The sequence below is a fragment of the Ideonella sp. genome (assembly GCF_041287625.1).
GTDB lineage: Bacteria > Pseudomonadota > Gammaproteobacteria > Burkholderiales > Burkholderiaceae_C > Ideonella.
The window spans coordinates 39,675-62,828 of record NZ_JBGGNH010000038.1; the positions used below are offsets into that span (position 1 = coordinate 39,675).

The following is a 23,154-nucleotide window of genomic DNA, read 5'->3' on the forward strand; positions in this document are numbered from 1 at the left end:
TTCCCTGGGTCTGTCGCTGGGCGAGGTGTTCAGTGCCCCAGTGGGGGCAGGCGGCTCAGCGAGGGGTCGAGGATCAGCACCGGCTCGATGCCGGCGGGCAGCACCTCGCCCAGCTTGTCCAGCACGGCCCGGCGCCGCAGCACGTGGCGAAAGTCGTGGCACCCGCCGAGCTCGCCGCCGTCTTCCGCGCCACTCTGGATGGCGGCCGGCGTCAGGGGATGCAGTACGCCGCAGCCGGGCTTGCCGAACTCGGCGCTGAGGAACAGCGGCATCGCGGTACTGCAGTTGGTGCGGATGGCGCACAGCGCCGAGCGCAGGCCTTGGGCCACCCACACCGGGTCATTGGGCAGTTCGGGATCGCCGGGGTCTGCGTCCACCGGCAGGTACCAGAGCCGGCTGAAGCGCACGCAGCCGGCGGCGGGCACGTCGTTGTCCACCGTGTCCTTGCGCAGCGGCGGCATCAGGATGCAGTCGCTGGCGTTCAGGCGCTCGGCCAGCAGCGTGTCCAGCACCGTGACGTATTCGAGCTGGACCAGGCCGCGAGCTGCCTCCAGCTGGCGCAGCAGGCTGTTGCGGGCCTGCACCACGGGGACCAGCCGCTCGGCGGTGGTGACCTTCAGCAGGCGTGCGGCGCAGCCTTCGAGCTGCACCGCGCCGTCGGCGATCTGCAGCTTGTTGTCCAGCCACAGGTTCTCGAAGCGGAAGACCGCCAGTTCCTCGCGCTGCAGCACACCGCGCATCTTCACCGGCACCGGGTCCAGCCCGGTCCAGGTGTAGAGCGGCACCTGCTGGCCGTTCCAGGTTGTGCTGCCCTTGCGAAAGCGCAGGCCGGCGACTTCGTATTGGTCCAGGCCGGTCACGTCGGGCCAGTACAGGCTGCGGGCCTGGGCCGAGCAATGGCCTTCGGGCGGCGGCAGGAACAGCGACACACGGCGCGGGTGGTACGGGCCGATGCCCAGTTCAGCGGCGCCGGGGGGGCGCCGCAGGTCCGGTGTGCGGCGCGAGACGTCCTGGAAGCTGCCGGGCAGGCAGGGCGCGCCGTGGCGGTGGATCTGGCGCCAGCTGGCGCTCTGGCCGCCGAAGGTGGTGGTGTGGGCGCCAGGGTTGTCGGGCGAGCAGCGCACCGCGCGCGAGCCCCAGCGCAGGTCTGGGCTCACCGCCGGCAGGCCGGGGTGGCTGGCGCGCTGGTCCATGCTGGCGTGGGCTGGCAGCGCGGGTTCGCCGAAGGCGCTTTCGGGCAGCAGCGGGCGGTCCACCCGCGGCGTGAGGGCCACGCGCTGCCAGCCTTGCTGCACTTCGACCTCGAACTGGCCCACGGCCTCGGCGATCTGCTCCACCGCCACGCGCGTGCCCTTGCGCTGGCGCCAGGCGACGGCCGAGGCCAGCTCGGCGCGGCGGCCGTTTTCGTCCGGCGAGACCAGGCGCACGTCCAGCAGCTGGGCGATGTAGGGCAGCAGCCAGGGCTGGCAATGGCGGCCATCCGGTTGGGCGTCGGGGAAGGCGTCGACTGCGCGTTGCGCCAGCGTGGCGCGAAAGGCATCCAGCAGGTCGCCGCTGACTTCCAGCAGGCGTTGCAGGTCGCCCTGGCTGGTGTCCAGGGCCTCGGTGCCGTCGCGCTCGCGCCAGACGGCCGGCAGCCATTCGCGCAGCAGCGCGGCGTAGCGTGGGGTGTCGGTGGGTGTGGGCTTGCTCACAGGCTGAACTCCTCGTGCAGCACGACCAGGCTGGCAACGTCCAGCACCAGGCATTGGCGCTCGGTGGGCGCGGCCAGCATCAACGCACCCTCGGTTTCAACCACGCGGTCCAGCGCGGCACGTGTGGCGGCGGTGAGGGTGATGCTGCAGTCGGCGTTTTCGACGCCGGTGACCGTTTCGACCACCCGGTAGACCTCGCCTCGATACAAGGGCTGGCCGAGCCGGCGGACCTGGGGCGAGAAGGCGGCCACGAGCGCGCCGCGCACGGCCGCCTTGACGCTCTCGGGGTCGAACGCAGCGCTGCGCACCCGCACCGTGATGGCCAGCCCGAAGACCTGGCGCACGTAGCCACTGATGCCCAGGCTCACGCCCGGCAGCGATCGGGCGACCAGGAAGTCCTGCAGCTCGGCCTGCAGTGCCGGCGTGGGGGCTTCGCCGCCGGCTGCCATGACGACGACCTCGATGCGCTCGCGCTGGCCGCGGCCTGGCGGCAGGCGGAAGCTGCGGGCCTGCCAGACGCTGGCATGGCCGCGCGCCAACTGGGCAAAGTCGTCCAGCGAGACGGCGCGGTCCAGTGCCAGCAGCGTGGCCGAAGCGTGGCTGCGCAGGTCGTTGCTGGACTCGCGGTCCGCGCCGCCGCTGCTGGCGACGGGCTGCAGCACCGCCTCCAGCAGTGGATGCGGCTTGACCAGCTTGCGCAGGCTGCCTGGCGCAAGGTTGCCCACCAGGCCGACGCCCTGGCGGAAGCGCACGCGCACGTTGTTGGCCCCGCTGGGCAGCCGGCGGCCGTGGCGGCCGTCGCCGAACTGCAGGCCGAGGTGGCCGTCTTCGTCCACCCGGACCTGGTAGCGCGCTTCGGTCGATCCGGCGTCCTTCAGGTTGCCAATGGCTTGCCAGGTTTCTTCGCCCACCCGCACCTGCAGGTCGGCGCGCACGCCAGCGCTCATCAGCGGGTCGGCCACGAAGCTGGCGTCGGGCACGGCGAGCGTGAAGTGCTGCTGGTTGCGGGTTGCGTCGCCGCTGCCGAGCACCCGCTCCGGGCGGCTTTCGCCATGGCCTGCCTGCACGACGTTGGCATGCAGCACCAGGTTGCCGGCGGTGCTGCCGGCGGGCAGCGGGTCGGCCAGACGCAGGCCGCTGCCATCGGCAGCGATCTCGATGACCTGCGTCTGCAGCGAGATCAGGCCGTTGTCGACCACCACGCTGCGGCGCAGCGGCAGGCCGGAGGGCAGGGTTTCGGTGGCCAGCCAGGGGCCGCTGAGCGGGCTGGCGTTGAGTTGCCAGCCTTGCAGGTGGGCCTGGCGCCTGAAGTGTGCAAACACGCTGCTGCGGCTGAGGAACCACGGGCCGCCGCCTCGGTCCTGCCAGGCGCCCTGCGCGGTCAGTGTGGCCTTCTGGTGTTCGGTGTCTGCGGCGACCGAGGCCAGCCGGGTCCAGGCCAGCTGGCCGGCGCGCAGCACCACGGCCAGGTCGCCGGCGGCGGTCTGCTTGACGGCGCTGGTGACCAGCGCCGGCGCCAGGTGGCCGTGGTCGCTGGGGTTGAGGAAGGCGTCCACGGCCCAGGCGCCAGCGCCGGGCGGCGGCGCGAGCAGGGTTTGCGGGTTGTAGAGCTCGAGGTTGGCGTCGCCGGGCACGTCGTCGGTGTCGGCGTGCCAGGTCATGCTCAGCGCGGTGTAGCCGGGCCGGTCGTCGGGCTGCAGCGACTCGCGGCTGGTGTCCACCGGCACGTACTTGGCATGCAGGCAGCGGTAGCTGGGCAGCACCTCGCGTTCCTGGCCTTGCGCGTCCTTGAGCTTGTGGATGTGCGAGAGCCACTGGCTGGCCAGGCGCGACCAGTCGCCCGCGGCATAGACCAGCAGCACCACGCTGCCGTCTTCGGCAATCGTGCGGCGCCGGGTCGGCTCGCCCAGGTCGGTCATGGGCACGACGATGGGGCGGTCCACGGTGGCGCCCACCAGCGTCAGCGCGCCGACCGCCTGTGTGAAGACGAGGCGGTCGTCGTGCACGCCCTTGACGCGGCGGTAGCGCGGCTTGTCGTCCACGGCCCGGATCAGCACCAGGTCGCCTGGCGTCAGGTCACCGGTTGAGACGGCGAGTTGCAGGCTGTGGCCGGCCTCGTCCACACCACGTGTCACCGGCTCCAGCGGACGCAGCTTGTCTTTGGGGCAGAGGTGGACCACGGTCCAGCCTTTGGCGAAATGCAGCTTGCCGGTCTTGGGCACGGGCGGCGAGATGCTGACCAGGCTGCGGCCGTCCGGCAGCGGGCGCAGTCCCTCCACGCGGTGGGCCGAGAGATGGCCCAGCTGCAGTTCCTCCAGCACCAGCGGCTCGCCGGCCTTGAGTTCGTCCACGGCCTGGTCCAGCTCCAGCGTGCTGCCGGCGAGCCAGTCCGGGCAACGCAGGTGGTCGCGCGGGTAGAGGGTGTTGAAGCTGGCGTCGGCGTCCAGGTCGGCCAGGGTTTCGAAGACCAGCGGCGCGCCGTCCACCGGCTGGTGTTGCACCTGCAGGCCGGCGGCCACGCGGCCGGCCTGGCCGGCTTTCAACTGCAGCACCAGTGGCGTCGCGGCCGAGGCCGGCGGGCGGGGCGCGTAGTCCAGCACCGCGACCAGGCGGCGCAGGCTGTCCCACTGGCTGGCGGTGCCGAGGTAGCCTTCGTTGGCATGGGCGTCCAGATGCACGTCCAGCACGTGGCTGGCGCGGGCGAACTGCCGCATCAACTGCCACAGCAGGTCGTCCGGGTCGGCCGCGTAGAGCTTTTCGAGCCGCTGCTTGCGGGCGTCTTCGGTCTCGGCGGCCCGCGCCTGCGCGGTGGCCGGGGCGGCCGGCAGCGTGGCAAGCACCGGCCAGTCCGGGAAGCGCTCGGCCAGGCCGGCGCGCAGGCGCTCCAGCCAGACGGCGGCATTGCCGTCGAGGTAGTCAAAACGGGACAGTCCGGCGCGGTTCCAGCGGGTGAGGTCTGGGGTCATGACAGCCCCTCGTCCGCCGAATACAGCGGCCGATCCCCCGAGGGGATGTGGGCCGGCTTGGGAGCGGCCTGGCGCTCGGCTCCCGTGGAACAGGTCGACATGGGGTGTTTCATGACATCACCCCTTGCGGCCGCCGTTCAGGCGCAGCGTGTAGAAGCCGCGCCGGGGCTGGCTGGGCAGGTTGTCGCAGACGGCGATCTCCAGGCCCTCCAGCGCGATGCGGCCGCTGGCAGACTCGTCGGGGAAGCGGTCGCCCAGGCGCTTGAAGCGGTTCAGGCAGACGTTTTCCACGCCGTCCAGCGCCATCAGCACCTGGTACAGGTCGCTGGCCCAAAGGTCTTCGCCGAAGCGCAGGCGGCCAGGCTCGAAGAAGCCACCCGGGCCGGTGCCCAGCGCCCGCTCCACCGCGCGGCGCAGCTCGGATTGGAAGTAGTCCGGGTCGACCTGGATCGCCAGGCCCAGCACGATGCCCACCTCCACCGCCCGCTCCAGCACGACCTCCTGGCCCACCATGCGCCAGTCCTCCAGGTAGGGGTAGAGCACGCTGCGCACGCTGGGCCGCTGGGCGCGGGGTGGCAGGTACAGGCCGAGCTCGGCGTGGAACTGCTGGGTCTGGGCCCAGATGTCGTCGTTGCGCTGGTCGGTCGCCAGGCCCTTGTCGATCAGCTCGTCCAGGTCCAGCTGGTCCCAGGGCACCACCGCGACGTGCACGGTCGTCCAGGCGCCGTCCCAGCGTTCCCAGGCGTGGGCGCGCAGCACCAGCGGGTGGTCTTCCAGCCGCAGCGCATGGTCTTCGGTGGTCACCATGCGGTGCTGGTCATGCACGGCACGCGGCCCGTCCAGCCGGGCCTGCTCCATCTTCTCGGGGTGGTCCAGCCACCAGGCGTCGAAGCGCTGGGCGGGGGTGCGCGGGTCGCCGGCCGCAGGCGGCAGGTCAAACGGCGGCTGCTTCAGGCGCTGGGCGCGGCTCAGCACGTCATCACCGATCAGGCTGAGCCAGCGCCTCACCGATTCCGGCCGGCGCGCGGTCTCCAGCCAGCCTTCGGCGGCGGCGCGGTCCATGCCGTCGGAGAGCTGGTCCAGCGCGGCGGCCAGCACCTCGATCAGCGTGACCTCGACGTCGGCCGGCGTCCAGCGCTTGCGCTGCGGATAGCGGGCCGCCAGCTCCTGCAGCATGAACAGGCGAAAGCCGTCGTAGTCGCGCTGGTCCCAGTCGAAGTCGTCGCCCACCGTGGGCAGCACGTCGGGCAGGTCGACCTGGCGCTGGCCGCAGTCCGGGCAGCAGCCCAAGCCGAACAGCACCTCGGGGACGGGCTCGGTGGCCATCACGCGCCTCCCAGGTCGAACTGCTGGCTGTCGCGGTGGCCGATGGCCGCCAGGGTGTAGCTGATGCGGATCTGCAGCGAAGCGTCCTCGCCCGCCACTTCGACTTCCAGGCTGCGCGGGTCCACCTCGCCCTGCAAGGCCTCGGCCAGCGAGGCGAGCAGGCGCCGCCGGGTGACCTGCCACATCGGCGAATCGTTGGGCTCGAACACCAGCGTCTTCACGCCGGCACCGAACTCGGGCCGGAACACCCGCTCGCCCGGCAGCGTGAACAGCACCTGCTCGATCTGCCCGCGGATGTGCTCGCTGCGGCTGGCCAGCTGCGGGCCTGCGGCATCCACGCGCAGCGGGAAAGCCAGGTAAGGAGGGTCGACGAGTCGGCGGGCCATCATGGATTCCTGTGCGCTGTCATGCCGACATGACCTTGGTGGAAAGGCTGCTCATCTCGCCCTGCGGAATGGGTGGCCCGGAGGGGCCCACCGCGGTGGGGTGCACGTGGGTGGCGAACAGTGTCAGGAAGCTGGTGCCCTTGATGACCGGCTCACCGCCCGAGCCACCCAGCGCCACCTGGCTGCCTTCGATGGTGATCACCGCGCTGGTGCTGAGCTTCACGCCGGAGGCACTCATCTCGATCTTGTTGCCGTTGGCGTCTTCGATGCGCGTGCCCTGCTGGTCCAGCGTCAAGGTGTTGCCGTTGGCGTCTTCCAGCACCACCTTGCTGTTCTGCGTGTCCAGCACCAGCGTGGCGCCGGACTGGTCCGTCAACGCCAGGTTGCCGTCCTTGTTCATCTCCAGCTGTGCGCCGCCCAGGTGCGCCAGCAGCAGTTGCTCGGCGTCGTCCTTGTCTTCCAGCAGCAGCGTGTGGCCCTTGGGCGTGCGCAGCACGGTGGTGGTGGGCGGGTCCTGCACTTCGGGCGGGATGTCGGCCTGGACCTGCCAGAAGGTGCCGGTCCAGATCGGGAAGTCCAGTTGCCCGCCTTCGAACTCCACCCACAGCTGGGCGCCAACCTGCGGCACGCTGAAGAAGCCCTGGTTGGACAGCCCGCCACACGGCAGGCAGGGCAGTGCCCAGTCGGTCTCGGCCTCGCCCAGCAGGGCCGGCACGCGCAGCTTCAGGCGCGCGCGTTTTTCCGGGTCGGCGTTGTCGGTGACGAAGCCGCGGTACTTGCCCCAGGCGCGTTGCTGGTTCAGGGACTTGGCGATCTGCTGCAGGCCGTCGGCCATCAGATGACTCCTGCCAATGCGCTGCCCGGTCCGGGCAGCGTGCTGAGGTTGTCGCCCACGGCGTTGCGCAGCAGCGCGAAGTGCTGGCGATAGCCCTGGGCGTTGAAGTTGTGGCTGACGCTGTCGACGTAATAGACGCCCGAGAGCCAATCGCCCAGCCCGTCCACGCCCACCGGGAGGCCGGCCTTCAGCACGTGGCCATACAGCGTGCCGTCCAGTTCGCCCTCGGCCTTCACGCGCTGGATGTCCAGCTCGTTGGCCTTTTGCTGCGCCAGCGCCTGCAGGCGATTGGCATCGGCCCCGGCCTGGGCCTGCAGGCGCCACACGAAGGGCTCCAGCCCGGCCTGGCTGCTGTCGGCACGTTGCAGACCCATCACCGACAGGTTGGGCTTCACGGTGCGGGGGGTCACGCCGTCGCCGGTTTCGGCCGGCGCGTCGTAGGCCACGGCATCGGCCTGGTGGCCGTTGACATTGGCCGACAGGCTCAGGCAGTTGGTGTCGGCACCGGCATAGACCAGCAGGGTGTCCTGCGGATCTGCGTCCAGCCGCATCGGGCCGAAGTAAACCAGGCCTTCGCGGAAGATCAGCTCGTAGCCGTTGAACTCGGCGCGCGACTTGAGGAACTTGATGTCGGTGTCGTCCTGCGCGATGCCGACCAGCCGGTCCTGCCCGGGCTTGTTCTCCGGGTCGGGCAGCAGGCCGTAGGCCGAGAGGATCTCGACCAGCAGCAGCCTGTCGCTGGAGGGCAGGGTGCTGGTTCCCCAGGTCTTGCGGCGGTGCTCCCGGTCCAGCCGGATCGAGTCGTCCTGGCATTCGACCCGCACCTGCGCGGCACCGGCGTCCTGCGGGGTGTCCAGCTTGACCTCGCGGATGTAGCCGCGCATCACTTCCTCGGTGCGGTGGCCGAAGGCGGCGTGGATCTCGATGCGGGCCCATGGCTTCAGCACATCGGCGTCCTGCACCGTCCAGCGGCCCAGCTCGTCGCGCCGGGTCTCGAAGCTGAGGGACGCGGTGGCGGCTTCGCTGCGCGAGGTCTGCACCGACAGCTCGATCAGGAAAGGGTAGAGCTCGGCGATCTCCTGGCCGTCCACCTTGACCACGCACTCGGCGGGGCTGCGGTCCTTGCTGGAGAAGAGGTCGAGCAGCATGGTGGCGGCCTCAGTCCCGGGCCCGGGGGATCAGGATGATCTCGCCCACATGCTGGCGCAGCGACAGCTCGGCAGCGTCGCCCATGTCGGCATTTGCATCGAGGATGCGCCACCACAGCCGGGGGTCGTTGTAGTAGTGGCCGGCAAGCAGGTCCAGCCGGTCGCCCTCGCGCACCACGTGCTCGATCACGCCGGGTGCCGGGCCGATCTCGCGCGGCCGCGTGCCCTTGCAGCGCAGGCTGCCGTCTGGCCCGGGCGCGAAGCGGCGGGTCCGCTGGTAGCGGGAGTTCTTCAGGAACATCAGAACAGCCCTCCGATGGCCGCGCCCACGGTGCGGCCGGTGTTCAACCCGGAGCCGATGAACTGCTGCAGCTTCTCGACTTCGTAGAACGGGTTGTGCCCTTCGATGACCTGCAGGCCCAGCTTGAGCGATGCGCGGTAGGGCGTGAGGTTGGGCATGTGCGCGGTTTCCGTCACCTCGATGCTCTTGAGGAAGACCGGCAGCACATGCCGGCCCCAGACGAACAGCAGCACCGAGGCGCATTGCGCGCGCTGGAAGGCCCGCTCGCCGCCCAGGCCAAGGCTCGCCAGGATCTGCAGGCCGCCCGGGCCCTGGGTCTTGGGCTCGACCATGCTGCGCAGCGTGTCCAGTTCGGGCTGGACGCCGAATTCGCGGGCGATCGGCTCGTCGTCGTTGAGGCGGTCGGTGGCGTCGAGCAGGATCTCCAGGTCGAAGCTTTCGGGCTCCACTGCGACGCCCTGGGCCACGCGGGCGGTTTCGGTGGGCAGCGTGAAGTCGTAGCCGCCACGGGTGGCCGGCGTGCTGCCCAGGGTCAGCGTGACGCTGCGGTTGCGCGTGATGGTCTGCGGGTTGAAGTCGAAGGCCAGCACCAGCGGCGGAATGGCCAGCGCGTACTCGATCAGGAAGCCACGGGTGGGGGAGAGTAGCGGCATGGGGTGGGCGTGTGGCGCAGGCGTGCGGCGGCTCAGCTGCCGGCTGCGGGGTGGGGCTGTTGGCGATGGATGGCCTGGGCCACCTGGCCGGCCAGCTGCAAGGCAATCGTGCGGTCGCTGTGCCGCGGCTGGACGGTCGCAGGTGAGACCCGCAGCTCGGCGATGGGCGCTGGCGTTGGCACCGATGGCGCGGCGCCGCCTGCCGGCTGCAGCAGGCCGCCAAGCTGCTGTTGCAGGGCCTCGGCCAGCAGCCGCGCGATGCGGGGCGCGCGCTGTTCGAAGCCGGACGGCAGCTGCAGGTTCAACTGGTCGATCTCAATGTTCATCGCGCAAGCCCTCGGGCAGGTGGGCGGCCAGCGGGCCCAGGTCCTGGAGCGCGAGTTCGCGGCCCTCCTTGGCCAGCTCGCGCCAGATCGCATGGGCCAGCTGCGGCAGGCCGATGCTCGCGCCCTGGCTGGCGGCCAGGTAGGCCGCGTGCAGGGCCGCGTTGCGGATGCTGCCGCCGCTCAGCGCCACCGCGTCGCCCAGCACCTCCGGCGTCACCTCCGGCGCCAGCGGGGCCTGCGGCGGCAGCAGGCGGCGCCACAGCTCGGCACGGGCCGGCGCGTCGGGGCGCGGGAATTCGACCACCATCTGGAAGCGGCGGGTGAAGGCCGAGTCCAGCTGCTTGCGCAGGTTGGTGGTCAGGATGCAGGGGCCGTCGTGTGCCTCGATGCGGGTCAGCAGGTGGCTGACTTCCATGTTGGCGTAGCGGTCGCGGGCTTCCTTGACCTCGCCGCGCTTGGCAAACAGCGCATCGGCCTCGTCGAACTGCAGCACCATCGGCAGGCCGTGCGCGGCGTCGAACAGGCGGTTCAGGTTCTGTTCGGTTTCGCCCACGTACTTGCTCACCAGCCGCCCGAGGTCCACCCGGTACAGCCGCCAGCCCAGTGACTGGGCGATGACGCTGGCAGCAAAGGTCTTGCCTGTGCCCGAGGGGCCGGCGAACAGGCCGACCGGGCCACCCACGGCGCGGCCGCCCCATTGGCCGACGACGGTGTCGCGGTGGGCGATCCACATCAGGTATTCGCGCAGCATCGCAATGCGGCTGGGCGGCAGCACCAGGTCGTGCCAGCCGGCAACCAGCTTCACCTCGGTGGCACCTGGCGGGGCCGCCGGCTCGACCGGCATGCCGCAGAGCCTGGCCACCAGGCTGGGGTCCGGCTGCAGCGGGCGGTAGGCGTCTTCCTGGTCCAGCACGATCCAGCGCCGGCGGCGCAGCAGGCCGTCGGGCGCCAGCGCGCGGCGCAGCCATTCGGCCTGCGTCGCGTCCAGCGCCAGCAGCTCCTGGATCAGCGCACGGGTGGCCCAGGGCTGAGCAGCGTTGGCCTGCAGTGCCTGGAAGGCCCAGCCCAGGCGCGGCTCCAGCTCGGGTGCCAGTGCGCAGACCAGCACGTCGATTTCGATCGGGCTCAGCTGCTCGCCCAGCGCGGCATGCCAGGCGCCCTGCGGGCCGCGCAGCAGTTCCACCTGTCCCTGCAGTTCGCGCAGGCGCGCCAGCTCGGCCTCGCCGAGCGCCTGGCCGGCACGCTGATGCGAAAGGCAGCCGACCAGGTGGTCCAGCCGCTGCCATTCGGCATCGAGCAGGGCCAGCAGCGGCGGGTCGAGGCGGGGGGCGTTCATCGCGGGGCCTGGTTCTGGCACGGTTCAAACCGGCGACAGCGTGACCAGCAGCGGGTTTGAGCGCAGCGTCAGCACGGCGCCATCGGCAGGGCGTGTCCAGCTGCGCTCCGCATGCAGCAGCCATTGGCCGGCCTCCGCAGGCCCGGGCAGCGCCAGTGTCAGCAAGGGGGCCTGGTCTGCCGCGTCGGGCTGGATGGCGGGACTGGGAATGACGGCAGGCATGCTGGCCGGCTCGTCCTGCCAGCCCAGGCTGCGGTCCCAGCGCTGCCAGCGCAGCGTGACCGGCAGACCGACCTGGCCGGCCAGCCAGACACGGGGCGTGAAGGCTGCCAGTGCTGCGCTGCCCAGCACGAAGCTCAGGCTGAAGGCGCATTGGCCGGCCTGCACGAAGGTCAGTGCCGGCGCCCAGTCGGGCTGGCGCAGGTCGGGGGTCAGTGGCGGCACCTCCGGTGCGCTGGCGGGCGGCGCGCCAGCGCCTGCCATCGGGAGGCCAGCCCGCACGTCCAGCCCGAAGCTGCCCACCAGCGATGCGGCAATGGCGGCGGTGGCCGGCACCACCGGCAGCAGCGAGACCTCGAACAGGGCCGAGGGCCGGTAGACGGTGTCGCCCTGGGTCGACCAGAGCTGGTTCAGCGCGTCCAGGCCCAGCGGCTGCAGCATGACCTGCAGGTGCACCGTGTCGTCGTCCACGGGCACCTGCAGCACCGGCTGCTCGTGGGCGATGCGCAGCACTTCGCCCAGCAGCCGCAGGTCGTTTTCGCCCTCGCCGATGCTGCCCTCCGCCAGTGCAAAAGGGGTGACCAGGCAAAAGCCGCGCAGCCACTCGACCTCGCCTGGCAGCGTGTCAGGGAACAGGCCTGCGGGCTCGAAGCGGTAGAAGAACAGGTTCAGCTGATGATCAGCGCCCGCAGTGCCGGCGGCGCTGGCGGCTTCCGAGGGCGTGCCCAGCACCACGTTGACCTTGCTGCGGTCGGGCTTGTTCAGCGCGCTGTCCAGGTGCACGCGCCAGGCCTTGCAGACCTGCGACAGGGGCGAGATGCTCAGCGCCATGGCCTGTGCATCCGCTCAAAGCCGCCGCAGGTAGTTGCGGCTCAGGAAGCTGGCGTCGCCGCCGGCGGGCAGGCGTGGGGCCGCGGGCGCTGCGGCGGGAGCCAGCACCGTGACGTCGATGCGGCCGATGCGCAGCACCGGCGCAGCGGTCTCCGCGGTGCGAGGTCCCGCGCCGAAGACCGGGCCATCGTCGCGGCGTTCCGTCGGTGCCTGGATGCGGACGGGGCTGGCATGTGCAGGGCCGGCCGCGGCAGCTTGCGCGGGCTGCGAATGGACGTTCAAGCGAGCATGGCGCGCGTCGGGCCCTTCGGCCGCGGTGGCAAAGGAAACCTCGGCCGGCTGCCTGGAAGAGGCCACTGCAGGTGGCGCCGACCGGCTTGGGGTTCGCATGGCCTGCAGTTCCAACCAGGCGGCTGCCGAACGGCTGCGCTGCGCTTGTCCGGCGTCCTGGCTGGCGGGGGCAGGGGCCGGGCCACTCGGCGACGGAAAGGATTCAGAAGGGGCGCCCCGACCCGCTACCCGGCTCAGGACTGTTTCATCTCGTCTGCTCGACGCGGTTGGCAATTCCGATGGCGACAACACTTCCGATGACGCAGAGGGAACCGACGCGAGCGGACCGGACATCGAAGACGACCGGGGACCAAAAGCTTCGGGCTCAGCACGAAAAGCTGGCGCTTCAGGGAGGTTTGCGTTCTTTGTCTTTCCTGCTTCCAGGTTGCTTTCTCGACTATCTGCCTGCACGGAAAATACTTCCAATGCGGATGGTCCGTGTCTCCCGACCGGTGCCTCCGCCGACCAAGGGTCGCCAGTTGTGAGGCGTTTCATGTCGCCCCCCGTCTGGTGTGACGCCTCCCGGATGCCCGGTGCCTGCGCAACGGGATCCGCCTTCTGAAACCTGAACACGGTCTGCAGGCCGCTGTCGGCCGGTGGTGCGGGCTCGACCCACTCCTCGGCCGGCGGTGCGGCTTGCCCATCGGCCGACGGGCCGCTGCGCCGCACCCATGCCGAGCCGCTGGCCAAAGGGCGGCGCGCGTCGCGCACGGTGTCGCTGAACAAGCCCATTGCGCTCAGTCGCCAAGACCGCGGCCGCGGTCTATCAGTTGCAGGTAGCGTTGGCGCCTGGCCCTGGGAAGGGCCAGGATTTGCGCCTCCGACCAGTGGTAATGCCAGGCCAGCTGGTGCACTTCCTGCAGCAGGTCGTTCGTGCGGCGCTGCAATGCGCCATAGGGCTCCAGATCGACCACGCATGCTGCGCCGCATTCGGGACACTGGGCCTGGACCTGCAACACGATGGCAGGCGCGATGTCTTCCAGGGCCGCCTCCACGCGCTCGGCCAGCCGGTCCATGCCGTGCGGGTCCTGGGGCAGGGCGTGTGGCGCCAATGACAGGCGGTGCAGCAGCCATCGGCGCAGCTCGGCATCGGGCTGGCGGGCCAGTTCGGGAAGATCGGCGCCCACCGGCAGGCGAAAGCGCAGCAGTTGCCCGTCATCGCCGCGCACCTCGGCCTCGGGGAAGCCAGCGGGGGCCTCGACCACGGGCAGCAGCGCGGGCTCCAGCGCGAAGTCGAAGCGTGCCGCACAGTGGCCACAGAGGCTGTGCAGCCAGCGGGGGCCGCGGGCCTGCTCATCGCCAAGGTGCTGCGCCAGCTCGCGCATCAGGAACTGGCGGTCGGCCACGCACAGCGCGTCCACGCGGGCCGGGCTGGCCGGTGTGCCGCCCAGGTGGGCCAGCGCCAGGCTGAGCGCCGCGGTGACCGCGCCGGGTGTGTCGGCTGCACGCTCGATCTGTTCGGCCAGCGCCAGCTCCAGCGCGCCCGAGAGCGGCTGGAATGCGCAGCCGCGCTGCCGCACGCCGTGCTCGACCAGGCCGCCGGGCAGGCGCAGGGTGGGCGTGAGCGACATGGTCATCGGCCGGGTGGCGAGCTCAGCTCTCGGTCGGTTCGCCAACCGCGGTGTCGCGCTGCCAGCCTTCGTGCTGCAGCGTGACGGTCTGGATGCCCACGGCGTTCATCGCGCCAGCGTCCAGCTCCGGCACAGCCTGGTACTCGGAGACCCACGCGCGGAACAGCTTGTACGACAGCGCAACCTGGCCTTGCAGGTTCAGCACGTTGATGACGATGTCCTTGCGGAAGTTCTTCAGCGACATCGCGGCATCGCCTTCGATGTTGTTGACCAGCGCGGCCCAGTTCTCGAACACCGGGTCGTGCGACAGGCCCTGCTCCAGCGTCACCGGCTCATAGCTGGTGCCGCCGGGCAGGATGCGCTCCTTGCTCGGATCGCCGGCTGTGCGCCACTTGATGGCCTCTGTCTTGCGCTTGAGCGCCCCCATCTTCTTGAGCCCGGCCACGGGCTTGCCGTCGATCAGGATCTGGAATTTGAAGGTGCGATAGGGATCGTGCCGGTGCGTGTTGACCGGGAACATCGGAGCGGCCATCGGGAGGTCTCCTCAAAAGTGTGTGGGTGCCTCGCGCAGGCTTGCGCTCGGCCTTCATTCAGGCGCCGTGCTGGCGGCTCAGGACTGGCCGACTTTCTGCTGGATGCGCACGATCACGAACTCGGCCGGCTTGAGCGGCGCAAATGCGACGATGGCGATGACCATGCCGCGGTCGACGTCGTCCTGCGTCATGGTGTCGCCCAGGCCGCAGCGCACGAAGTACGCGTCCGAGGCCTTCTGGCCCTGGAAGGCGCCGGCCCTGAACAGGCCGTCCATGAAGGCACCGACATTGGCCCGCAGCGAGGACCAGAGCCGGTGGTCGTTGGGCTCGAACACGGCCCACTGGATGCCGTTGTAGACGCTGCTCTCGATGTACAGCGCGGTGCGCCGTACCGGCACATAGCGCCACTCGGGATTGGACTTGGTCGACAAGGTGCGCGTGCCCCAGAGCACCGCGCCGTAGCTTGGCAGCTTGCGCAGGCAGTTCACGCCCTCGGGGTTCAGCTGGTCCTGGTCGCCGTCCTCGACCTGGAATTCCAGCCCGGCCATGCCGCGCACCGTGGCCTCGACACCCGCCGGCGCCTTCCACACGCCGCGCGTGCCGTCGGTGCGGGCCCAGACGCCCGCGGCGAAGGCCGAGGGTGCAGCCAGCAGCGTGGTCGCGGCGGTGGGGTTGGTGTCGCGGTTGTAGAACGGGTTGGCGATGCGCACCCAGGGGTAATACAGCGCGGTATAGGTGGAGGTGGGCAGCGACAGGGCCTGCACCTTGGTGGCGTCGTCCAGCTCGGTGCCGGCCGGTGGATCGACCAGCAGCATGCGGTTGGCGGTGGACTCGCAGTGGGCGACGGCCAGGTCGATGACGGGGTTGCCGGAGCCGTCGGCGGCCATCGCCTGGCCCGGCAGCATGACGATGTTGACGTCACGCACCTTCTTCAGGCGGGTGAAGAGGCTGCTGTAGGTGTCGGCAGTGGGCGGGTCGCCATCGTCGCCCAGGCTCAGCGCCTGGGGCAGCGCCGGGTTGGTGACGCGTGGCACCACGTCCCGGCTGCCATGCAGCTCCACGCCGCCGTTGGCGCTGCCCAGCTTGAGCAGCGTGGCCAACGGGCTGGGGCGCACGATGACCGAGGAGGTGCCACCCTTCAGGCCGGAGGTCAGGGCCAGTTTTTCGGCATTGAACTCGCAGAGGAAGTCGGCGTAGGCATCGCCCAGCAACAGCACCTGCTTGGTGATCTCGGCCGCCACTTCGGCGCCGCTGTCGTAGGTGCCGCCCGGCGCGGCACCGAGTGTGATGCTGCGGGGGCCGAGGTTGTCGATGTTGAGCGTGAGGCCCATGCCGGCGGTGACGTTGGTCCACACCATGCCGGCCAGGCTGGCGCTCTGGCTGCTGGCTTTCAGGTAGTAGGTGTCCGGGCTGGTCTTCAGTGCGTCGGAGAGGTCGGCCCGGATGTAGCGCGAGCCGCCGTTGATGACGGTCAGGGCATAGGCTGCGTCCGAAGGGTCCATCGAGAGGTTGGAGAAAGACTCCAGCACCGCGTCGTCCCGGCTGACCACCAGCCGGAAGCGCAGGCTGTCGGACGCGGTGACCTGCACGCCCAGCTGGTTGCCCCAGGCGCCGGCGCTGCTGGCCCTGAGTGCGAGCACGCTTGTGGCATCCGCTGTGCCACCGCTGCGGCCTGGCAGCTTGCCGGGGGCCAACGCGGCGGGGACGGCGTTGTCGGCCAGCCGCGCCACGTAGGCGTCCTTGCCGCCATTGAGGAAGAAGTTGAAGGCGTCGATCCCGAGGCTGTCGGTCTCGCTGTGAATGCCGCCGAACTGGGCCTTGTATTCGTCCCAGCTGTGGACCAGCACGGGTTCGCCGATGGGGCCTTCGGTGGTGGTGCCGATCAAGGCGGCCACCGAAGTGGACACACCTTCGATCGGCTTGGCGCCGCTCGGAATTTCCTCGATGTAGACCCCAGGGTGCAGGTAGCTGGGCATGCGTTGTCTCCTTGCTGACCGATCGACCGGGGCGCTGCCGGGGAGGCGCGCCGCCATTGAGAGGAACTGCGGGTACTGCATGCCACCAGGGACTGCGATCACGCGGCCCGCATGGGCGGCGGATGTCTGGCCGGCTTGGGTGCGATTAGCGGACTGGAAGGCACAGGTGTCTACCCCCCAGAGGGGCGAACGTCGCCAGTTGGTGGGATAGGGGAGGACTTGTGGCCTTGCACCGAGACCAGTCGATGTGGCATACGCCGGCGCGCGAAGGCGCCAGCGCGCGACGAGCTTGGCGGCGCCTGCGGATTCCGGCCGGGCTTGGCCGACAATGCGCGACCCGCCGCATCTTCCTGCAGCCACGCCGTGATGAACCCGCTCCGCTCTCGCTTCAGGTGCCGCCGCGCGGCGTGGCTGGTGGCCTGCTGCCTATTCGCAGATCTGGCGTGCGCACAGGCCAACGGCGACTCGCCCACGCTGCGCAAGATCCGTGACGCCGGCGTCATCACGCTTGGCCATCGCGTGGCCTCGGCGCCGTTTTCCTACCTGGACGGCAAGCGCCAGCCCATCGGCTACTCGATGGACATCTGCCAGAAGGTGGTGGATGCGGTGCGGGTGCGGCTGCAGATGCCGGACCTGGAGGTGCGGCCCATCGTCGTCAGCTCGGCCACGCGCATCCCGCTGGTCGCCAACGGCACGGTGGACCTCGAATGCGGCATCACCACCAACACCGCGGAGCGCGGCAAGAGCGTGTCGTTTTCGGTCACGACCTTTGTCGCCGCCAGCCGCCTACTGGCCCGCAAGTCGGCCCATGTGCAGACGCTGGACGACCTGCGTGGCAAGCCGGTGGTCTCGACGCTGGCGACCACCAGCCTGATCTTCCTGAACGCGGTGAACCAGTCGCGCGGGCTGGACATGAAGATCCTCGCTGGGCTGGACGACATCGAGGCCTTCCGGCTGCTGACCAACGGCCGCGCGGTGGCCTACGCGATGGACGACGTGCTGCTGCACAGCATGCTGGCCGACGCGCCGGACGCCGCCAGCTACCTGATCGCCAACGATGCGCTGACGACCGAGCCCTATGCGATTGGCCTCAAGCGCGACGACCCGGTGTTCAAGCAACTGGTGGACGGCGTGATCGTCGAGCTGTTCAAGAGCGGGGAGATCCAAGGCATCTACCGCAAGTGGTTCGAGTCGCCCATCCCGCCCAAGGGCACCAACCTGAACCTGCCGATGAGCGATTCGCTCAAGCGCGTGATCCAGCATCCGACCGACGCCAGCGACCCGCGGCTGTACCGCTGAGCCCCGGCGCGCTCACCTTCCTTCGCTGCCGGCTTTGCCGGACGACTTGCGGCATGTGGATTGCCACGCAAGGGCTTCCGCCCCCGCCTTTGTCCAGCCAAGGAATGCCATGACGCACCTCGCAGAAAAGCTGTCGCCGCCGATCACCAAGATGATCCGCTTCGATCACACCCACGTGATGCTGACCTTCCACCGGTTCCAGACCGAGACCGCCCCTGCACGCAAGCAGGCGATCGCCAACACCATCTGCCTGGCGCTGGAGATCCATGCGCAACTCGAGGAAGAAATCTTCTACCCGGCGCTGGCGCAGGTGGCCTCCGACAACGACGCGCTGAAAAAGGCCAAGCCCGAACATGACGAGATGCGCCGGCTGATCGCCGAGCTGCGCGGCATGACGCCGGACCTGCCGGCTTTCGACCGCACGCTCCAGGCCCTGATGCGCGACGTGATCCACCATGTGGCCGATGAGGAAACGCTGCTGCTGCCCGCCGCCGAGCTGCTGCTCAAGGACAGGCTCTGCGAGCTGGGCGCCCAGATGACGAAGCGACGGCTGGCGCTGGCCGGCCCGCGCATCGGAGAGATCACCAGCAACACCGCCAAGGCGATGCCCGGCATGACGCTGATGCTGGCCGGCACGCTGCTCGCGGGCGCCTACCTCGTGAAGCGGGCCTTCGCGCCGCGGGAAACGCAGGCGTAGGTACCAGGCGAAGGTCTGCCTGGGCCGGAGGACCCGCGGCTAGAAAATGGAGCGTCCGCTCAGCGTGGTGAACAGCTCCAGCGCCAGCAGACCGGCGTGCGAGTTGCCGGAGGGCTCCAGCGCGGGCGACCAGACGCAGACGCCGCATTCGCCCGGCACCAGCGCGACGATGCCGCCGCCCACGCCGCTCTTGGCCGGCAGGCCGACGCGGAAGGCGAAGTCGCCGGCTGCGTCGTAGGTGCCGCAGGTCAGCATCAGCGCGGACAGCCGCTTGGCAGCGCTGGCCGACAGCACCTGCTCGCCGTTCCAGGGGTTCACACCGTGATTGGCCAGGAAGGCGACGGCCCGTGCCAGCTCGACGCAGCTCATCTCGATGGCGCAGTGCTTGCAATACGCGTCCAGCACCTGGTCGACCGGATTGCGCAGGTTGCCGAAGCTCTTCATGAAGTGCGCCATCGCCCCGTTGCGATCTGAGGCACCTCTTTCGGAGCGGGCCACGCGCCGGTCGTAGTGGATCTCCTTGCTGCCGCAAAGCTGCCGTGCAAACTCGACCACAGCGTTTTCCGGCACCGCGAAGTTGGTGCACAGCATGTCGGTGATGACGAGCGCGCCGGCATTGATGAACGGGTTGCGTGGCTTGCCCGATTCGTTTTCCAACTGCACCAGGGAGTTGAACGGCGTGCCCGAAGGTTCGCGGCCCACTCGCTCCCACAAAGCGTCGCCCTGGCGCTGGAAGGCCAGCACCAAGGCGAACAGCTTGGAGATGCTCTGGATCGAGAAGCGTGTGGCGGCATGGCCGACGGTGTGCACCGCACCGTCCAGCGTGACCACCGCCATGCCGAACTGGTCTGGCAGCACGCCCGCCAGTTCCGGGATGTAGCTGGCCACGGCGCCGCGGCCGATCTCGGGCAGCACGGCCTGGTGGATCTGCCGCAGCAGACCGTCGTAATCCTTGTTTTCGCTCATGCGGGCTTCAGCGGTAGCGCTCGGGGTCGATGCCGTGGCGGTGCAGCTTGTCGTACAGCGTTTTCTTGGCAATGCCGAGCTGCTGCATCACGTCCTGCATGCGGCCGTGGCAGCGGCGCAGCGCCTCGTCGATCAGCGCCTTCTCGACCAGGTCCATCTGCTGGGCCAGCGGCGTGGGGGCCGCGTCTTCGCTGCTGGCCGCGAGATTGACCGCGCCGGCTTCGAGCACGAAGCGGTCTGCCGCATTGCGCATCTCGCGCACGTTGCCGGGCCATGCGTGCGCCATCAGCTCGCGCAGGTGTTCGGGGCGGCGCTCGGGCGTGGGCAGGCCGTAGCGGGCGCTGGCGAGCTCCACGAAGTGCTCGAACAGCAGCGGGATGTCCTCGCGTCGCTCGCGCAGCGGCGGCAGCTTCAGCACCGCCACGTTGAGCCGGTAGTACAGGTCCGCGCGGAACTTGCCCTGCTGGCTGAGCTGCAGCAGGTCTTCCTTGGTGGCGGCCACCACGCGCACGTTGACCGGCAGCTCCTCGTTCGAGCCCAGGCGCTGGATCTTGCGTTCCTGCAGGATGCGCAGCAGCTTGACCTGCATGCTGACCGGCATCGATTCGATCTCATCGAGCAGCAAGGTGCCGCCATCGGCATGCTCGATCTTGCCGATGCGCCGCTTGGCGGCCGAGGTGAAGGCGCCGGGCTCGTGGCCGAACAGCTCGCTGTCCAGCAGCGTCTCGGGCAGGCCGCCGCAGTTGATCGCGACAAAGTTGCGCGCGTGCCGCGGGCTGTGCTCGTGCAGGCAGCGTGCCACCAGCTCCTTGCCGGTGCCGGTCTCGCCGTGCACCATCACGTCGGCCGAGGTCGGTGCCAGCCGCAGGATCAAGCGGCGCACGTCCTGCATCACCTGAGAGCGGCCCAGCAGCACCGACTCCACGCTGCTGCGTTGGGCCAGCTGCGCGCGCAGCTCGTCCAGCGCCACCTGCAACTGGCGCTTCTCCAGCGCACGCATCGCGGTGTCCACAAAGCGCTCTGGCGCAAATGGCTTTTCGATGAAGTCGTAGGCGCCGGCCTGCATGGCGCCAACGGCCATCGAGATGTCGCCATGCGCGGTGACCACGACCACCGGCATGCCGGCGTCGATCGTACGGATGCGCGCCAGCAGCTGCAGCCCCGTCATGCCGGGCAGGCGCACGTCGGTGATGACGATGGCCGGCATCTGCGCGCTGATGTGCGGCAGCGCCAGTTCGGCCGAGCCGAAGGCCTGCACTTCCAGCCCGGACAGCTCCAGCGTCTGGACCAGGCTGGCGCGCACCGGCGGATCGTCCTCGATGAAGAGGACCCTGAAACCTTCAAACATGTGTCTCCTCCGGCGCGGCAAACGTGGTCGCCGCGTCCAGCTCGAATTCGAAGCGCATGCCGCCGTCCGGCCCGTTGCCGCGCACGCCGCGCAGGCTGCCGCCCAGCTCGTGCACGATCTTCGACGAGATCACCAGCCCGAGGCCCAGCCCCTGGCCGGCCGGCTTGGTGGTGTAGAACGGCTCGAACAGGCGCTGCAGGCTGGGCTCGTCCATGCCCACGCCGCTGTCTTCGACCTGCACCAGCACGCGCGTGCCGTGCTGCTCGGCGCCGATGCGCAGGCGGCGCTGCGGGCTGTGGGCCATCGCGTCCAGCGCGTTGCCGGCGAGGTTCAGCAGCACCTGCTCCAGACGGTGCGTGTCGGCCCGCACCATCAGCGAATCGGCCACGTCCATGCGCAGCACCACCGGCTCGGCATGCAGCCGGTGGTCCAGCATCAACAGCACGTTGCGCACCGCGTTGGCCAGCGGTACGGCTTCCAGCGACAGCGACTCCTTGCGCGCGAAGCCCTTGAGCTGGTTGACGATGCGGCCCATGCGCTCGGTCATCTCGTCGATCAGCTTCAGGTTGTTGGCCACGTCGCGCGGGCGGCCGTTGTCCAGCAGCTGGATGGCGTTGCGCGAGAGCGCGCGCAGGGCGGTCAGCGGCTGGTTGATCTCGTGCGAGATGCCGGCCGACATCTGGCCCAGCAGCGCGAGCTTGCTGGCCTGCGTGGCCGCGTCCTCGGCCTGCTGGCGCTGGCTGATCTGGTTGATCAGCTCCTCGTTGGCGCCGCGTAGCTGCGCGGTGCGCTCGTCCACCTGGCGCTCCAGCTGATCGTTGGCCTGCTGCAGCGCATTGCGGGCCAGGAAGATCTGCCGCAGTGCGCGGCGGCGGTGCAGCACGTAGAGCAGCAGCAGCCCCAGCACCGCGCCACCGGCCGCGCCACCCCAGGCGGCCAGCCGCGCCTGGCGCCACACCGGCGACGGATCGGACAGCGCGATCAGGCGCGCGGCCAGCGGCACGATGGGCTTTTCCTGCGCCAGGAACTGGCCGGGCAAGGTGTCCTCATGGCCGGGCAAGCGCACCAGCCGCACGGCAGGCTCGACCTCGCGCGTGACCTGCAGGTCCAGCGGCGTCAGCGAGGCCGCGGCGTAGCGGCTCCAGCCGGGGCCGGACGCGGCGGGAGCCGCGGGCTGCGGGTTCGGTGCGCCGCGCGGCGTGATCGGCAGCTGCGTGGTGTTGGCCAGCGTGCGGTACTTCCAGGCCGGCACCGAGGACATGACCACGACCTCGTTTTCATCGACCACCATCAGCCGCTCGCTCTGTGAACGCAGGCCCAGGTCGATCCAGGTGGCTTCCAGTGGCGCGAGGTTCACGCGCACCAGCACCTGGCCCAGCGTGAGGCCGGCACGGCGCACCGGCTGCGCGAAGTAGTAGTCGGTGCTGCCGTCGGAATCGTTGGCGGCGAAGAAGTCGGCCGTGCCTTCCTTCAAGGCATTGGCCAGGCCGGTGGATGGCCGGCCCTCGCTGCCGCTGGCGCTCTGGTAGCGGTTGCTGGTGGCCAGCACTTCCTGCTGCGGCGAGGTGACGACGATCAGGTTGGCGCCCGCCCGCGCGCCAATGCGCGCCAGCACGCGGCTGGCGCGGTCCTGCAGCAAGGCATCGTTGGGCTGGGCGAGCAGGGCCTGCACATCGTCCTCAGCGGCAATCAGGCTGGGCAGGAAGGCATAACGCGCCAGCTCGGCCTCCAGCGTGGCGGCATACAGCTCCAGCCGCTCGTTGGCCACAGCCGCCTGTTGCGACAGGCCAGCCCGCTCACTGAGCTGGTAGCCGGCCAGCGCGCCGCCCACGATGGGCAGCAGCACCAGCAGCCCGATGAGCAGTGGCTGCCAGCGGCGAGGCCCACGTGGGGCAGGGGTCGAAGAGAAGGCCGGCGCTGACATCAGGGTGCGTAGTGTGCCCAAAGCCGAGTGGGTTTCGGCCGTTCGCAAAGCGCTTTCGCGGGCCTTTTCTGCGCCTTTCCTTTCCGTGCTTCAGCTGGGCATCCGGCCGAGTGCGGAAACCCGCCCTCAGGGCCAAAACACGCGTATGGAAAACCGCCCACGGCCTGCACTCGGGCCGTGCGCCGATGCACAGCGGGCGGGCGTGAGGAGGGCATGAAGGGTGGCTTTCAGCTGCAAAGCCTCATGGTTTGCCCGAACCAATGTGGTGCCGCGCACAAGTTGGCACACGCTGTGCAAAAGAGCCCGGTCGCTGCAGAAGTTGCGACCGCTTTTTCGCCTAGAGGTTTCCGATGGACATATTCGTACAACAGCTCATCAACGGCCTGGTGTTGGGGAGCATGTATGCGCTGGTGGCGCTGGGGTACACGATGGTGTACGGGATCATCAGCCTGATCAACTTCGCGCACGGCGAAGTGCTGATGGTGGGCG

The 23,154-nt window shown here is 69.8% G+C and carries 20 protein-coding genes and 1 pseudogene; 3 read left to right on the plus strand and 18 right to left on the minus strand.

Annotation, left to right across the window (positions count from 1 at the left end; all coding sequences use genetic code 11):
- Positions 1-29 precede the first annotated feature (29 nt).
- From ACAH41_RS15680 to ACAH41_RS15750, 15 genes are all read right to left on the minus strand, one after another.
- Complete coding sequence (locus ACAH41_RS15680) at positions 30-1,694, minus strand: phage tail protein (RefSeq protein WP_325655513.1); 1,665 nt, start codon at positions 1,692-1,694, stop codon at positions 30-32.
- Entirely contained in the window at positions 1,691-4,660 is a 2,970-nt protein-coding gene (locus tag ACAH41_RS15685; protein WP_325655514.1) for a baseplate J/gp47 family protein, read from the minus strand. Before ACAH41_RS15685 ends, ACAH41_RS15680 begins: the two co-directional genes overlap by 4 nt.
- 117 nt (positions 4,661-4,777) lie before the next feature.
- Positions 4,778-5,986 carry a hypothetical protein gene (locus ACAH41_RS15690; RefSeq protein WP_325655515.1) on the minus strand — a complete coding sequence of 403 codons (1,209 nt, stop codon included), beginning with the start codon at positions 5,984-5,986 and terminating at the stop codon, positions 4,778-4,780.
- Positions 5,986-6,372 (minus strand): GPW/gp25 family protein, encoded by a 387-nt coding sequence (locus ACAH41_RS15695; protein WP_325655516.1) that lies wholly within the window; start codon positions 6,370-6,372, stop codon positions 5,986-5,988. The genes ACAH41_RS15690 and ACAH41_RS15695 overlap by 1 nt, the downstream gene beginning before the upstream one ends.
- A gap of 19 nt (positions 6,373-6,391) precedes the next feature.
- Positions 6,392-7,207: a phage baseplate assembly protein V gene (locus ACAH41_RS15700; protein ID WP_325655517.1), complete on the minus strand. Its 816-nt coding sequence runs from the start codon at positions 7,205-7,207 to the stop codon at positions 6,392-6,394.
- The gene (locus ACAH41_RS15705) at positions 7,207-8,355 is read right to left on the minus strand and encodes a hypothetical protein (protein ID WP_325655518.1); all 1,149 of its coding nucleotides are present in this window, start codon (positions 8,353-8,355) and stop codon (positions 7,207-7,209) included. Before ACAH41_RS15705 ends, ACAH41_RS15700 begins: the two co-directional genes overlap by 1 nt.
- 10 nt (positions 8,356-8,365) lie before the next feature.
- Positions 8,366-8,656, minus strand: a complete 291-nt coding sequence (locus tag ACAH41_RS15710) for a hypothetical protein (protein WP_325655519.1) — start codon at positions 8,654-8,656, stop codon at positions 8,366-8,368.
- Entirely contained in the window at positions 8,656-9,309 is a 654-nt protein-coding gene (locus ACAH41_RS15715; protein WP_325655520.1) for a hypothetical protein, read from the minus strand. Before ACAH41_RS15715 ends, ACAH41_RS15710 begins: the two co-directional genes overlap by 1 nt.
- Before the next feature lie 32 nt (positions 9,310-9,341).
- Positions 9,342-9,635, minus strand: a complete 294-nt coding sequence (locus ACAH41_RS15720) for a hypothetical protein (RefSeq protein ID WP_325655521.1) — start codon at positions 9,633-9,635, stop codon at positions 9,342-9,344.
- Positions 9,625-10,971: an ATP-binding protein gene (locus ACAH41_RS15725; RefSeq protein WP_325655522.1), complete on the minus strand. Its 1,347-nt coding sequence runs from the start codon at positions 10,969-10,971 to the stop codon at positions 9,625-9,627. Before ACAH41_RS15725 ends, ACAH41_RS15720 begins: the two co-directional genes overlap by 11 nt.
- A 24-nt stretch (positions 10,972-10,995) precedes the next feature.
- A complete protein-coding gene (locus ACAH41_RS15730) occupies positions 10,996-12,021 on the minus strand; it encodes a Pvc16 family protein (protein ID WP_325655523.1) in 1,026 nt (341 codons plus the stop codon).
- A 15-nt stretch (positions 12,022-12,036) separates the two neighbouring features.
- Complete coding sequence (locus tag ACAH41_RS15735) at positions 12,037-12,303, minus strand: hypothetical protein (protein WP_325655524.1); 267 nt, start codon at positions 12,301-12,303, stop codon at positions 12,037-12,039.
- Between the two features lie 785 nt (positions 12,304-13,088).
- Positions 13,089-13,922, minus strand: a complete 834-nt coding sequence (locus ACAH41_RS15740) for a hypothetical protein (RefSeq protein ID WP_325655525.1) — start codon at positions 13,920-13,922, stop codon at positions 13,089-13,091.
- Positions 13,923-13,944: 22 nt separating this feature from the next.
- Positions 13,945-14,454, minus strand: a complete 510-nt coding sequence (locus tag ACAH41_RS15745) for a phage tail protein (protein WP_325655526.1) — start codon at positions 14,452-14,454, stop codon at positions 13,945-13,947.
- Positions 14,455-14,532: 78 nt separating this feature from the next.
- A complete protein-coding gene (locus tag ACAH41_RS15750; protein WP_325655527.1) occupies positions 14,533-16,431 on the minus strand; it encodes a phage tail sheath subtilisin-like domain-containing protein in 1,899 nt (632 codons plus the stop codon).
- A gap of 366 nt (positions 16,432-16,797) precedes the next feature.
- Here ACAH41_RS15750 and ACAH41_RS15755 point away from each other — a divergent pair, with 366 nt between their 5' ends.
- Both ACAH41_RS15755 and ACAH41_RS15760 read left to right on the plus strand, forming a co-directional pair.
- Positions 16,798-17,730, plus strand: a complete 933-nt coding sequence (locus ACAH41_RS15755; protein ID WP_325655528.1) for a transporter substrate-binding domain-containing protein — start codon at positions 16,798-16,800, stop codon at positions 17,728-17,730.
- A gap of 109 nt (positions 17,731-17,839) precedes the next feature.
- Complete coding sequence (locus ACAH41_RS15760) at positions 17,840-18,427, plus strand: hemerythrin domain-containing protein (protein ID WP_325655529.1); 588 nt, start codon at positions 17,840-17,842, stop codon at positions 18,425-18,427.
- 39 nt (positions 18,428-18,466) lie between these two features.
- On the opposite strand, the gene ACAH41_RS15765 is transcribed toward ACAH41_RS15760, so the two are convergent.
- From ACAH41_RS15765 to ACAH41_RS15775, 3 genes are read right to left on the minus strand one after another with little or no spacing between them, the layout of a single operon-like run.
- Positions 18,467-19,393 (minus strand): glutaminase, encoded by a 927-nt coding sequence (locus ACAH41_RS15765; RefSeq protein WP_325655530.1) that lies wholly within the window; start codon positions 19,391-19,393, stop codon positions 18,467-18,469.
- Positions 19,394-19,400: 7 nt separating this feature from the next.
- Positions 19,401-20,741: a sigma-54 dependent transcriptional regulator gene (locus tag ACAH41_RS15770; RefSeq protein ID WP_325655531.1), complete on the minus strand. Its 1,341-nt coding sequence runs from the start codon at positions 20,739-20,741 to the stop codon at positions 19,401-19,403.
- The gene (locus ACAH41_RS15775) at positions 20,734-22,665 is read right to left on the minus strand and encodes an ATP-binding protein (RefSeq protein WP_325655532.1); all 1,932 of its coding nucleotides are present in this window, start codon (positions 22,663-22,665) and stop codon (positions 20,734-20,736) included. The genes ACAH41_RS15770 and ACAH41_RS15775 overlap by 8 nt, the downstream gene beginning before the upstream one ends.
- A gap of 350 nt (positions 22,666-23,015) precedes the next feature.
- Between ACAH41_RS15775 and ACAH41_RS15780 the strand changes: the two are divergent.
- Positions 23,016-23,154, plus strand: a pseudogene (locus ACAH41_RS15780) (branched-chain amino acid ABC transporter permease); the annotation flags it as partial.

What these genes read in the sequence shown, in the direction of transcription:
- ACAH41_RS15685 (WP_325655514.1), bottom strand. Translation starts at nt 4,660, where the DNA reads ATGACCCCAGACCTCACCCGCTGGAACCGCGCCGGACTGTCCCGTTTT.
- ACAH41_RS15690 (WP_325655515.1), bottom strand. Translation starts at nt 5,986, where the DNA reads ATGGCCACCGAGCCCGTCCCCGAGGTGCTGTTCGGCTTGGGCTGCTGC.
- ACAH41_RS15695 (WP_325655516.1), bottom strand. Translation starts at nt 6,372, where the DNA reads ATGGCCCGCCGACTCGTCGACCCTCCTTACCTGGCTTTCCCGCTGCGC.
- ACAH41_RS15700 (WP_325655517.1), bottom strand. Translation starts at nt 7,207, where the DNA reads ATGGCCGACGGCCTGCAGCAGATCGCCAAGTCCCTGAACCAGCAACGC.
- ACAH41_RS15705 (WP_325655518.1), bottom strand. Translation starts at nt 8,355, where the DNA reads ATGCTGCTCGACCTCTTCTCCAGCAAGGACCGCAGCCCCGCCGAGTGC.
- ACAH41_RS15710 (WP_325655519.1), bottom strand. Translation starts at nt 8,656, where the DNA reads ATGTTCCTGAAGAACTCCCGCTACCAGCGGACCCGCCGCTTCGCGCCC.
- ACAH41_RS15715 (WP_325655520.1), bottom strand. Translation starts at nt 9,309, where the DNA reads ATGCCGCTACTCTCCCCCACCCGTGGCTTCCTGATCGAGTACGCGCTG.
- ACAH41_RS15720 (WP_325655521.1), bottom strand. Translation starts at nt 9,635, where the DNA reads ATGAACATTGAGATCGACCAGTTGAACCTGCAGCTGCCGTCCGGCTTC.
- ACAH41_RS15725 (WP_325655522.1), bottom strand. Translation starts at nt 10,971, where the DNA reads ATGAACGCCCCCCGCCTCGACCCGCCGCTGCTGGCCCTGCTCGATGCC.
- ACAH41_RS15730 (WP_325655523.1), bottom strand. Translation starts at nt 12,021, where the DNA reads ATGGCGCTGAGCATCTCGCCCCTGTCGCAGGTCTGCAAGGCCTGGCGC.
- ACAH41_RS15740 (WP_325655525.1), bottom strand. Translation starts at nt 13,922, where the DNA reads ATGTCGCTCACGCCCACCCTGCGCCTGCCCGGCGGCCTGGTCGAGCAC.
- ACAH41_RS15745 (WP_325655526.1), bottom strand. Translation starts at nt 14,454, where the DNA reads ATGGCCGCTCCGATGTTCCCGGTCAACACGCACCGGCACGATCCCTAT.
- ACAH41_RS15750 (WP_325655527.1), bottom strand. Translation starts at nt 16,431, where the DNA reads ATGCCCAGCTACCTGCACCCTGGGGTCTACATCGAGGAAATTCCGAGC.
- ACAH41_RS15755 (WP_325655528.1), top strand. Translation starts at nt 16,798, where the DNA reads ATGAACCCGCTCCGCTCTCGCTTCAGGTGCCGCCGCGCGGCGTGGCTG.
- ACAH41_RS15760 (WP_325655529.1), top strand. Translation starts at nt 17,840, where the DNA reads ATGACGCACCTCGCAGAAAAGCTGTCGCCGCCGATCACCAAGATGATC.
- ACAH41_RS15765 (WP_325655530.1), bottom strand. Translation starts at nt 19,393, where the DNA reads ATGAGCGAAAACAAGGATTACGACGGTCTGCTGCGGCAGATCCACCAG.
- ACAH41_RS15770 (WP_325655531.1), bottom strand. Translation starts at nt 20,741, where the DNA reads ATGTTTGAAGGTTTCAGGGTCCTCTTCATCGAGGACGATCCGCCGGTG.
- ACAH41_RS15775 (WP_325655532.1), bottom strand. Translation starts at nt 22,665, where the DNA reads ATGTCAGCGCCGGCCTTCTCTTCGACCCCTGCCCCACGTGGGCCTCGC.